Raw genomic sequence first — 12,190 nt, 5'->3', positions numbered from 1 at the left:
TAACATGCTTAATTCATGTCGTGGTTGCCATACGCAATTAGGGAGTACTAAAAAAGATACCGGTGTCAATTTTGCTGTTTTTTCACCGAATGCAACTCAAGTGTATTTGTGTCTTTTTGATGCGAGTGGTCACTCTCAGATTGCAATGATCGATATGTTTTTACATGAAGGTGGGACTTGGAGTGTATTAGTTGAACCTTTAAAAGAGGGGGCACTCTACGGGTATCGAGTTGAAGGAGATTATGACCCTCAGTCTGGTCGCCTATTTAATATCAATAAGCTATTGATGGATCCATATGGCAGAGATTTCTTTGGAGAATTTACGTGGAGTGAGCGTCACTTTTGCCATATGCCTGTTGGTACCATCAGTAAGTTAGACAACGCAATTGACATGCCTAAATCCAAGGTGACGGGTTTAGCTAAATACACAGAGAAAAGACCGAATCACCCTTGGTCAAAAACGGTCATTTATGAATGCCATGTCAAAGGCGCGACTTATAAGCACCCAGATGTTAATCCAGAGTTTAGAGGTAAATTTTTAGGTCTTGCTGATCCCGCTTTTATTTCACATATTAAAAAGTTGGGTATCACGACGCTTGAATTATTGCCTGTTCACGCGTTTGTCAGTGAGCAGTTTCTTACCACCAAAGGTTTGAGAAACTATTGGGGATACAATACGCTAAACTTTTTCACTCCGCATAAACCATATCTAGTTGACAATGATGTAAGTGAATTTCAGCGTATGATGGCCACGCTTCATGAGGTGGGAGTTGAAGTGATATTAGATGTGGTGTTTAACCATACAGCTGAAGCTGGCATTGATGGCCCAACTTTATCACTTAAAGGGTTAAATAATAGCGGTTACTATAGACACTTACCGGAAGAACCCAATGTTTATATTAATGATACCGGCTGTGGTAATACGCTGAACATTGACGATCCAAAAACATTACAGCTTGTTTTAGATAGTTTACGCTATTGGGTTGAAGTGATGGGGGTTGACGGGTTTAGGTTTGATTTGGCGACGATTTTAGCGCGCACAAGTTACGGTTTTAATGCACATCACGCTTTTATTATCGCGATATTACAAGATCCAGTTTTAAATAAGGCCAAGCTTATTGCAGAGCCATGGGACATAGGCCCTGGTGGTTATCAATTAGGCGCGTTTTTATCACCATGGCGTGAATGGAACGATAAATACCGAGATACAGTCCGACGTTTTTGGCGACAAGATGAAGGGGTACTTCCTGAACTTGCAAAGCGTGTTCATGGATCAAACGATATTTTTGAACATAACCAACGAGGACCGTTGAACTCCATTAATTTTATAACCAGTCATGATGGCTACACATTAGCTGACTGGGTAAGTTACGAAAATAAGCATAACTTAGCAAACGGTGAAGTTAACCGTGACGGCCATGATGAAAATTATTCGTTTAATTGTGGCAAGGAAGGGTTCTCGACGGATATAGGCATAGTAAATTTGCGTTTGAAGATGCAAAAGAACGCGCTAGTAACCCTGTTGTTGTCAAAAGGAGTGCCAATGATCGCAGCTGGCACTGAGTTTAGTCATTCTCAAGGCGGTAACAATAATGCTTATTGTCAAGATAATCGGACAAACTGGTTAGCTTGGAAACCTTCGCAGCAAGATCACCCCCTTTCCTATTTTATTCAAGAGTTGTTGACACTGCGTAAGACATTTAGTGTATTTCAGCACGGGTTTTATGTTCACTCAGATGACAGCCGTTTTTCAGTTTGTTGGCTCGATGAAAACGGTCAACTTATGAGCGAGTCTGATTGGCACAGTGAGGGTCGTAAATGGCTATTGTATTCGATTCAAGACCAGCAACTTAAGCAAGCACTATTGATTATTTTTAATGCGCACGATGTGAACTTAGAAGCCACATTACCTTGTGCGCCATTTTCAGAACATTGGCAACTTGCATTAAGTAGTTGTGATTGCGCCAAATATGACAGTGCAAATCCTATATGCACAATCTCAGCCCAATCTAGTTGGGTATTTACATCGCTAAAAGAGGGAAACATACATGGCTAATAAAAGCACAAATGTATGCGTCGTAAAACATTGGGAAGATGCGCCAAAGCTTGATGAGAGTACGCTAAACGATGACTTAACACGTCATTTTTATTACACATTGGGGCGTGATCGTGTTGGTGAATCTCAATTGTATTTATATCATGCGTTGGCTCTGACGATTAAAGATAGAATGGTTGCACGATGTAGGGCAACCAATTTACATTTGACGTCGAAAAAAACTCGAAAAGCGGCCTATTTATCACTCGAGTTCTTAATGGGTCGAGCATTAGGCAATGCGGTTCTTAATCTGGATTTACAAGCCTCAACCGCACAAGCATTAAAGCAGTATTGTAGTGAGTTAGAAGTTGTTGCTGAGGCTGAACATGATGCGGGACTTGGTAATGGTGGATTAGGTCGGTTAGCTGCCTGTTTCTTGGATAGTTGTGCGAGCCTTGCGTTACCCGTGGTTGGCTATGGGATCAGGTATGAATATGGCATGTTTAATCAGAGTATTGAAAAAGGGCATCAAATTGAGCAGCCAGATAACTGGTTACGAGAAGGGCATCCGTGGGAATTAAGTGCACCAGACCAAGCTTGTAGAATTAAGTTTTTCGGACGTGTAGAGAGTTATAAAGACAAGCAAGGTAAAGACATAAGATGCTGGGTTGATTCTCAAGATGTTCTGGCTGTGCCGTACGATGTTCCAATTCCTGGCTATAAAAATGGTGTGGTGAATACGTTAAGGCTTTGGAAGTCGGAAGCAACCGATGAATTTGACTTAAATGAATTCAATGCAGGTAGTTACTCAGAAGCTGTGGCACGAAAGAACATGGCTGAACAAATCACTATGGTGCTGTATCCAAACGACAGCAGTGAAAATGGTAAAGAACTCAGGTTACGTCAACAGTATTTTTTATCGAGTGCCAGTTTACAAGATGTGCTAAATAAGTGGGTGAACCAATACGGGGAAGAGTTTTCAGACTTTGCTGATTACCACGTCTTTCAACTCAATGACACGCACCCAAGTATTGCAGTTGCAGAATTGATGAGGTTGTTAGTTGACAAATATGAGGTGGAGTGGGACAGAGCTTGGTCGATAACGACCAGTACTATGGCGTATACCAACCATACTTTACTACCAGAAGCATTAGAGCGTTGGTCTGTGCCGCTATTTAGTAAATTATTGCCTAGATTATTAGAGATTATTTACGAGATAAATGCTCGCTTCTTAGCGGAGGTCGCACTGCAATGGCCTGGGGATGTTGATAAACAGAGAGAGTTGTCTCTAATTGAAGAGGGGCATGTACCTCAGGTGAGAATGGCTTACTTGGCTATTGTTGGCAGCTATTCCGTCAATGGAGTCGCAGCCCTCCATACTCAATTACTTAAAGCGGGTTTGTTTAAAACTTTTAATCAATTATGGCCTGAAAAGTTTAATAATAAAACAAATGGCGTGACGCCCCGACGTTGGTTAGCACACTGTAACCCTAAATTAAGTGCAATAATATCTGAAAAGATAGGTAATAAATGGGTGGCAGACTTTGCTCAAATAGAAAAAATTAGACGTTATTATGATGACTCTTCGTTTCATAAGAAATGGCGAAAAGTTAAATTAGAAAACAAAGTACAACTAACCACCTTGGTCAAGTCCAGATGTGGGGTTGAGTTTGATCCTACGATGATGTTTGACGTACAAGTAAAGCGTATTCATGAGTATAAGCGCCAACTCCTTAATATATTGCATGTAATTCACCTCTATGATCGAATCTGTGCTGGAGATATACAAGGTATGACTCCCCGATGTGTCCTGATTGGCGGAAAGGCCGCCCCAGGTTATTACATGGCAAAAAAAGTCATTAAGCTTATAAACAATGTGGCTGATGTCATCAATCAAGATAAACGCGCAGCGTCATTATTGAGAGTTGCCTTTTTACCTAATTATAACGTCACAGCGATGGAAACCATTTGTGCCGCGACTGATTTATCAGAGCAAATATCGACTGCTGGTAAAGAAGCGTCAGGGACAGGTAACATGAAGTTTATGATGAATGGCGCAATAACTATTGGTACTTTAGATGGCGCTAATATTGAAATTAGAGAACAAGTAGGTGCGGATAATTTTTTCTTGTTCGGTGCACAAGCAGAGCAAACAGATCAAATCCGCAGCACATATGACCCAGTTTCTATTATCACCAAAGATGAACGCTTACAGCGTGTGATGGCTCTGCTGGAAAGTGGGCACTTCAATCTATTTGAACCTCATATTTTTGACGATGTCATTAATGCGATTAAAAGTCCTACCGATCCATGGTTGGTTGTTTATGACTTTGCGAGCTATATCGATGCTCAAAATCTCGCATCGCAAACTTACCAAGATGAAAAAACATGGACTCGCATCAGCATATTAAACACTGCGGCCAGTGGAACTTTTTCCAGTGATCGTACGATTTCGCAATATAGTAATGAAATTTGGCGACTTGAGCCAATGCAATAGCCCAGCAAAACAAGGATATATGGAGAAGATGAATGCCTAGTTACGCAAATCGCTACATCAGTAGCTTAACAAGAGAAACATACGCCCTTATTTTGGCTGGAGGCCGAGGTTCACGGTTACACGAATTAACTAACTGGCGTGCGAAACCGGCGGTTTACTTTGGCGGTAAACACCGAATAATAGACTTTCCGTTGTCGAATTGTATCAATTCAGGGATCCGTCGTGTTGGTATTGCAACTCAGTATAAATCGCACTCTTTGATCCGTCATGTTAATAGAGCATGGGGTCATTTCAAAAAAGAGCTAGGTGAATCAGTGGAAATTTTACCGGCATCTCAACGATACGGTGATGATTGGTACTGTGGCACTGCAGATGCTGTATTTCAAAATATGGATATAATCCGTCATGAATTACCTAAATATGTCATGATCTTATCAGGAGATCATGTTTATCGAATGGACTATGGTGCCTTGCTCGCTAAACATGTTGAAACGGGTGCAGATATGACGGTATGTTGTATTGAAGTGGAATGCGAAGAAGCTGCCAATACGTTTGGGGTTATGACCGTGGATAAAGATAAACGTGTTAGGCGCTTTGATGAAAAGCCAGCTGAGCCGTCTTCTATCCCCGGCAAAGAGGGCATTTGTTTAGCGTCTATGGGTAATTATGTTTTCAATACTGAGTTTTTATTTGAGCAGTTAAAACAAGATGCTGAACGTGAAGGGTCAGGTCGTGATTTTGGTCATGATATTATTCCTGCGATTATTGAAGAACATAATGTTTTTGCTTTTCCGTTTAGAGATCCCAGTCATGAAGGGCAGCCATACTGGCGTGACGTTGGTACAATTGATTCATTTTGGGAAGCGAACATGGAGCTAGTATCTCCAGAACCACAATTAGATTTGTATGACCCTACCTGGCCGATATGGACATATCAAGAGCAGCTCCCTCCTGCTAAATTCATTTTTGACGATGAAGAGCGGCGAGGGATGGCCGTTGATTCAACTGTTTCAGGAGGATGTATTATCTCAGGGTCAGTTGTACGTCGTTCACTTTTGTTTTCTAATGTCCACGTACACTCTTTTTGTGAAATCGAAGGAGCGGTGTTACTACCTGGGGCTATTGTAGAAAGGCATTGTAAGATTCGTAATGCAATAGTGGATCGCGGATGTCATTTACCGGAAGGGTTGGTCATTGGTTTTAATGCTGAAGAAGACCGTAAAAATGGTTTTAGGGTATCGAAAAAAGGGATTGTATTGGTGACGCGTGAAATGCTCTTAGCATATAATCAGCGCAAAGAACAAGAAGCTGATAAGCTTAAAACAGCGTAGTAAGGCAAATTATGCGGGTATTAATGGTGGCAGCGGAAAATGACCGTCTGCCAAATTGTAAAGTTGGGGGGGTTGCGGATGTTATTCGTGACATCCCATATGCCTTGGCAAAGCATCAAGTTGAGACACTTGTGGTGGTTCCCGACTATGGTCAGCCAGAATTGAATCGTAATTTTGTCTGTGATATTGCCGTGCCATTTCGACAGCACCTAGAAACTGCGACATTATGGGAAGTGAAGCAAGCTGACGGTGTTATCCAGTTGGTGATTTCGCATTCTTTGTTTAGTGAACATGGTGGGGCTGTTTACTGTAATGATGATGGGCAGAGGCCATTTGCAACTGACGCGACGAAGTTTGCATTTTTCAGTGCAGCAGTGAGCGAAGCAATTGAGCATGGGCTATTTGGCCACTTAGATGTATTACATTTACATGATTGGCATGCCGCATGTGTTGCTGTACTAAAAGAGTATAGCCCGCGCTTTGTTAAACTTAAAATGTTGAAGACGGTCTACACGGTGCACAACCTAGCTTTGCAAGGGATCAGGCCGTTTAATTATGATGACTCTAGTTTAGAGGCCTGGTTTCCTACACTCAGCTACGACGGTCAAGTGCTATGCGACCACCAATATCCACATTGTTTTAACCCAATGCGCAGTGCTATCGCGTTATGCGATAAAGTCCATGTTGTATCTCCAAATTATTCTGAAGAAGTACTGCAAAGTAGTGAACCCGACAGAGGTTTCTTCGGGGGGGAAGGGTTAGAACATGATATGCAGATAGCCAATCGGTATGGCAAGCTCATTGGCATTTTGAATGGCTGTGAATACCCTCAAAAACAGAGCCTTCCCAAACCTGACGTAACTGAATTTTTGAATACGAGTGAACAGACATTATTTGTTTGGATGGCTAGAACACAGCAATTGAAATCTAGCCATTATATCGCACATCAACGGGTTAAAATGTGGTTGACGATTCCTTCTTCTGGACCTCTTATCACCAGTGTTGGACGATTAACCGATCAAAAAGCATTGCTATTACGCCAAACAACCGACGCAGGGATTGTCCTCGATGATCTAGCAAAAATTACAGCACGAAGTTCTGGGCGTTTGATTGTACTTGGTTCGGGCGATGCGCACTTAGAAGATGTGTTTACGCAAGCCATGGCGCGTAACGACAATTTGCTGTTTTTAAATGGATATGGGCAGTCTCTGGGCGATATGTTGTATGATATTGGGGACTTGTTTTTGATGCCAAGTTCTTTTGAGCCATGCGGTATAAGTCAGATGTTAGCTATGCGCTCAGGGCAGCCTTGTTTGGTGCATCAGGTTGGCGGCCTCAGAGATACCGTTGCGCACTTCGAAAGTGGTTTTGTGTTTTCGGGAGAAGATTTGCACCAACAAAAAACGCAGCTGCTGAACATGTTCACTCAAGCATTAGATTTATACGATAATGATAGTGAGCGCTATGACCAAATACGTGACGGTGCGCAAGCAAAAAGGTTTGAATGGGATAATGTAGCATTGAGTTACATCAATAGCTTATATACACCTTAAGGACTGAAATTCAGCAAATATACAAAAAGCAGGCGATTAGCCTGCTTTTTGTATTTGTACTGCTATATTTACTTTATGGTGCAATTATGTTGAGTAATCTCTTTGTTCTATATGAATTTTAATCATTTATAGTTAAAATAATATTAAAATTACAGACCAAAGTGCTATCTCCTAGGTAGTGTGCAGCAAGGAGCCACCATTTGAATGTATTTGTAGCTAGGCAAGCTATTTTTAATAGAAAGAAACAAGTTGTGGCATATGAGTTGCTGTTTCGCGATGGGACAAGCAATAGCTTCCCTAATGTAAGCGATGATGCTGCAACCGCAAAGCTTATCATGGACAATCAATTAAACCTTGGTACGCGGTATCTAACGTCAGGAAAAAAGGCACTTATCAATATAGGGCCTGATTCTTTAACAAAGGAATTAGCTCTGTTCTTACCCGCTGATGATGTTATTTTAGAGCTATTAGAAACCATAGAGCCTACAGTTGAAAATTATGAATACGTCAGAGGGTTATTCCACAACAACTATAGACTCGCCCTAGATGATTTTGAGTATACTAAAGAGTGGGAGCCATTTCTGAAGCTCGTTAGACTAGTTAAATTTGATATTATGCAAAACCCTTTGTCGTCGATAGAAGAGCTTGTTGATAATTTTAAGCAACGAAAAAATATGAAATTATTAGCAGAAAAAGTAGAAACTGAAGAAGAGTTTATACAAGCAAAAAGTATGGGGTTTCACTTTTTCCAAGGTTATTTTTTTGCCAAACCTAGAGTGATTGAACAAAGAGACATTGAAAGTAATTATGCAGTCGCTATGTTAATTTACGCGGAGGTACTTAAGCCGCATATGAATATGTCAAGGGTGGCAGAGTTGTTTGCACAAGATACGGCGCTTGCTTATAAGCTGTTGCGGTTACTAAACTCTGGCGTTTTTCCAATAAAAAACAAAATAGAGTCATTAAAGCAAGCGTTGGTTTATTTGGGTAACGAGCGAACAAAAAAGTTCGTTGGGTTAATTATGACGGCTCATATTGCAGAAGGTAAGCCTACAGAATTGACAAGGCTCAGTATTGTTCGGTCAAGATTTTGTGAGTTAATTGCTAAAAAGCTCAGCCCGAATATAGCGGGAATGAGCTTTTTAACGGGGCTTTTTTCTTTATTAGACGCTATTTTAGATAAGCCAATGAACCAAGTAGTAACGCGATTACCTTTTCCTGAACCTCTAAAAGAGGCTTTGATTGGTGAGCCTAATTCACTGTATTATATACTGAATGTTGTAAGAGCGTATGAGTCTGGTAGTTGGTGGCAACTACAAGAAGCATGTACATTGATCAACATGGAAGACGATTGTTTACCAGAATTCCATGCCTCCGCAATAAGTTGGGCAGATATGTATAAAGATAGAGTTGGTTAATGCAAAGAAATACAAATTTAGATGTTTTACGAGGTATTGCTGTATTAGGGCTTTTATCTCTCAATATATATTATTTTGCAATTTTTGAGACCGGTTATATAAACTTAGCCAATGTTCCCTTATCAGACTCTGTAATCGATTGGATGAATGTACTGTTGTTTGATGGACGCTTTAGAAGTTTATTTTGCTTATTGTTTGGTGCTGCTTTATACATTCAAATTGAAAAATACAAAGACATAGAAAAAGTCAAAACGCGTTTGTTTTGGATAGTGGTATTTGGTCTGCTTCATGGCTATTTACTTTGGCCCGGAGATATATTGGTGACTTATGGGCTAGCAGGTTACTTGGCCGTGAAGTACCTTGAGGCAAGTGACCGTAAATTGATGTTACATAGTGTAGCGTTTGGGGTGAGTGGTATTACCATGATGCTGTTACTCGGTTCAATTGATATTGCTGAGCCTGTGATTAGAGGCAGTGAGGCATATTATAAGGTGATTGATGATTTACCCCAAGATGCACTTGGCCATTTTATTCATAATGGCGTGTTCTATTCAATAATGCTGTTAGTTACGCCTTTGATTACGCTGTGGTATAGCCTTGGTATAATGCTCGCTGGAATATACTGTTTCAAAACTGGGGTATTTGACGTTGGTTTACCAAAAAAACTAATGCCTCTGGCCTTGTTAATTGTCTTACTATTATCGATTGTAACTATGTATCTAAAAGTCATTAATATATACACATTATCTGTATTACTAGATGGCGTCATTTGGGTGAATGCATTTTTTTGTGCCTTATTGATGGTGCATGGTGTAGTTAGATTGAGGCTGAAAGGGGTTACATTCACGTGGCTGCAAGGTGTAGGTCGGCTAGCTTTGACTTGCTATATTTCACAGTCATTATTAGCCGTTAGTTACTTTTACTGGTTAGCACCAAATGCGTATGAGCAATACACACGAGTGGAATACTTAGCTGTTGCTGTGTTGTTGATTTTGCTCCAGCTTGTATTTGCCCCGATATATTTTCGATTTTTTAGTCAAGGCCCACTTGAGTATATGCTTCGAAAATTATGTGCTATGAAGCAAGAGAGGCACTATGTTTAAGGTAATTGGACGAGTTTTATTGATTTTTTTGTTAGTAACCGTGGCGATGGGAGCAAAAGCAAAAAGTAGTTTTTCTGTGTTGTTTGTTAATCCATCAGTGTCTGGTGAACCCTTTTGGCAAAAAGTACAAACTATTACGGAGCAAACGGCTTACCAGTTAAATATAAAAATCGACACAATTTATGGGGAAGGGAATAGGCATATTCAACTGGCTGAGTTAAAGAAATATTTAAGCTATCGTGCGACACCAGATTACGTTATTTTAATGAACTACCCAGGTGGTGCTGAGGCCACCCTTGACCTGTTAAACAAATATGGAATTAACTTTATAACGTTAGAACAAACAATTACAGGGCCAGAAAGAAGCTCTATAGGTATGCCGAAAGGTCGCTATAAGACGTGGCTTGGTGAAGTTTATCATGATAACTACGATGCAGGTTGGCGCTTGGCTGAAGCTTTGGTTAATGATACAGGCTTAGCAAAAGGTGATATTACGGCATTGATAATAAACGGTCACTATGGATCTGAATCTGATGTGAGAAGCCAAGGCGCAAATGATTTTTTTGCTAAGCAAAAAATTACAGTACATCAACAAGTACATGCCAGTTGGTCAAAAGAGCAAGCGTATGACAAAACAAAAAAGCTGTTATCTCGTTATCCAAATACCAATTTAATATGGACAGCATCTGATTTAATGGCAATGGGTGCTTTAACAGGAGTAAAAGCATCTAAATTGGAGCATTCAGTAGCAATTGGCGGGTTTGATTGGCTAGGGGATGCGATAGATCTTGTTGATAATGGTGGGATGAGCGCGACAATTGGCGGCCACTTTATGATGGGAGGATGGGCGCTTGTCACCCTAAGTGACCACTTTCACAAACACCCATTTTGGCTTGAAAATTCATCTTTAACCTTTAAGCTTGGCGTCATAAGCCGACAAAATTTGGATGATTACCGTTGGATAGTATATTCCCCCGATTGGTCTCTTATTGACTACAAAGCAATGAGTCTAATTGGTACAGACAAAGTTGATTATGGATTTAATTTATCACAGTTACAGCGAAGTGCAGAAAAATAGGAAATTTAGTATCGGTTAGTTTAAAATACGTTTTTTTCTGTCGTTAAGAGTAAAAAGTGACACAATTAACCCGCCTAAATAAATATATAAGCGAAACGGGATTTTGCTCTCGTAGAGAAGCCGACAAACTCATAGAGTCAGGCAGAGTTAGGGTTAATAACGCTCAACCTGAAATGGGATTAAAAGTCAGTCATTTAGATGTCATTACTGTAGATGGCAAGTCTTTAAAAGAAAAACCAAAGCGCGTATACATTGCATATAACAAGCCAGTAGGTATAACATGTACGACTGAGCGAAAAATCAGAAGTAATATTGTCAATGCTATCAATTACCCCGAAAGAATTTTTCCAATAGGCCGATTAGACCGACCCTCAGAAGGCTTAATATTTTTAACCAATGAAGGTGATATCGTTAACAAAATTTTGCGAGCCGGTAATAATCATGAAAAAGAGTACGTTGTGTCGGTTGATAGGCCCATCAACAGTCGTTTCATTGAGCGTATGGCGGGTGGTATCCCGATCCTTGATACGGTTACGAAAAAGTGTCATGTTAAAAAAACAGGTGATAGAGAGTTTACTATTGTCTTAACGCAAGGCTTAAATCGACAGATCCGTCGAATGTGCGAGTACTTAGGTTACGAGGTGGTGACTTTAAAGCGTGTTCGCATCATGAATGTAAAATTAGACGGGTTGCGGTCAGGTCAATGGCGCCATTTAAGCGAAAGGGAGATGCATGAAATTAACAGCTCAATTGCGTCGTCGGCAAAAACAGAAGAAGGTTCGCTCGATCCAAATAAGAGGCCAGAAAGAAGCCTAAAAGCAGAGTTACAGAGTTCTGCGGAAAAACCTAAGCAGCGAGATAAACCTGAATTCACTAAAAAGCATAAACAACAGAAAAATGGTGATAGGTCAAAAGGGCGTTTTAAAACAGATAAACCAGCCCAAAAGAGTCACAGAAATAGTAAGCCATCAGCTAATAGTAAGCCTACACGCCGAAAAGGTGGTACGTTATCTTTGAAGAAGTAATAAAGTTATTTGGCAAAAAAATAAATTGCGCAGTTAGTCAGAAGAGTCGACTCTTCTGACTGTTAAATTGGCGTAACCCTTATATCATGTTGCTATGGTTAGGTCTGTTGACTGTCTATGTGACTTATTGCCTAGTTAACCTCAGCTCTG

General features: G+C 40.5%; 8 protein-coding genes. All 8 read left to right on the top strand.

Features of this window, described 5'->3' with window-relative positions; all coding sequences use genetic code 11:
- Positions 1–4: 4 nt before the first annotated feature.
- The 8 genes from glgX (at position 5) to rluF (ending at position 12,040) form a co-directional block, all read left to right on the top strand.
- Complete coding sequence (gene glgX, locus CWC18_RS17885) at positions 5–2,056, top strand: glycogen debranching protein GlgX (RefSeq protein ID WP_138592864.1); 2,052 nt, start codon at positions 5–7, stop codon at positions 2,054–2,056.
- Positions 2,049–4,532 (top strand): glycogen/starch/alpha-glucan phosphorylase, encoded by a 2,484-nt coding sequence (locus CWC18_RS17880; protein ID WP_138592865.1) that lies wholly within the window; start codon positions 2,049–2,051, stop codon positions 4,530–4,532. The genes glgX and CWC18_RS17880 overlap by 8 nt, the downstream gene beginning before the upstream one ends.
- Before the next feature lie 32 nt (positions 4,533–4,564).
- Positions 4,565–5,863: a glucose-1-phosphate adenylyltransferase gene (gene glgC / locus CWC18_RS17875; RefSeq protein ID WP_138592866.1), complete on the top strand. Its 1,299-nt coding sequence runs from the start codon at positions 4,565–4,567 to the stop codon at positions 5,861–5,863.
- Positions 5,864–5,874: 11 nt separating this feature from the next.
- Positions 5,875–7,416, top strand: a complete 1,542-nt coding sequence (locus CWC18_RS17870; protein WP_138592867.1) for a glycogen synthase — start codon at positions 5,875–5,877, stop codon at positions 7,414–7,416.
- A 200-nt stretch (positions 7,417–7,616) separates the two neighbouring features.
- Positions 7,617–8,834: an EAL and HDOD domain-containing protein gene (locus tag CWC18_RS17865; protein ID WP_138592868.1), complete on the top strand. Its 1,218-nt coding sequence runs from the start codon at positions 7,617–7,619 to the stop codon at positions 8,832–8,834.
- Entirely contained in the window at positions 8,834–9,937 is a 1,104-nt protein-coding gene (locus tag CWC18_RS17860) for a DUF418 domain-containing protein (RefSeq protein WP_138592869.1), read from the top strand. Before CWC18_RS17865 ends, CWC18_RS17860 begins: the two co-directional genes overlap by 1 nt.
- A complete protein-coding gene (locus tag CWC18_RS17855; protein ID WP_138592870.1) occupies positions 9,930–11,015 on the top strand; it encodes an ABC transporter substrate-binding protein in 1,086 nt (361 codons plus the stop codon). Before CWC18_RS17860 ends, CWC18_RS17855 begins: the two co-directional genes overlap by 8 nt.
- 56 nt (positions 11,016–11,071) lie before the next feature.
- The gene (rluF, locus tag CWC18_RS17850) at positions 11,072–12,040 is read left to right on the top strand and encodes a 23S rRNA pseudouridine(2604) synthase RluF (RefSeq protein ID WP_138592871.1); all 969 of its coding nucleotides are present in this window, start codon (positions 11,072–11,074) and stop codon (positions 12,038–12,040) included.
- The last annotated feature ends 150 nt before the right edge of the window (positions 12,041–12,190 follow it).

The sequence above is a fragment of the Pseudoalteromonas aurantia genome, assembly GCF_005886875.1.
Lineage (GTDB): Bacteria > Pseudomonadota > Gammaproteobacteria > Enterobacterales > Alteromonadaceae > Pseudoalteromonas > Pseudoalteromonas aurantia_A.
This window is presented reverse-complemented; position numbering and strand designations above follow the sequence as displayed.

Coding starts and splice junctions, on each gene's coding strand:
- CWC18_RS17860 (WP_138592869.1), top strand. CDS start 8,834: ATGCAAAGAAATACAAATTTAGATGTTTTACGAGGTATTGCTGTATTA.
- glgX (WP_138592864.1), top strand. CDS start 5: ATGCTTAATTCATGTCGTGGTTGCCATACGCAATTAGGGAGTACTAAA.
- CWC18_RS17855 (WP_138592870.1), top strand. CDS start 9,930: ATGTTTAAGGTAATTGGACGAGTTTTATTGATTTTTTTGTTAGTAACC.
- glgC (WP_138592866.1), top strand. CDS start 4,565: ATGCCTAGTTACGCAAATCGCTACATCAGTAGCTTAACAAGAGAAACA.
- CWC18_RS17870 (WP_138592867.1), top strand. CDS start 5,875: ATGCGGGTATTAATGGTGGCAGCGGAAAATGACCGTCTGCCAAATTGT.
- CWC18_RS17880 (WP_138592865.1), top strand. CDS start 2,049: ATGGCTAATAAAAGCACAAATGTATGCGTCGTAAAACATTGGGAAGAT.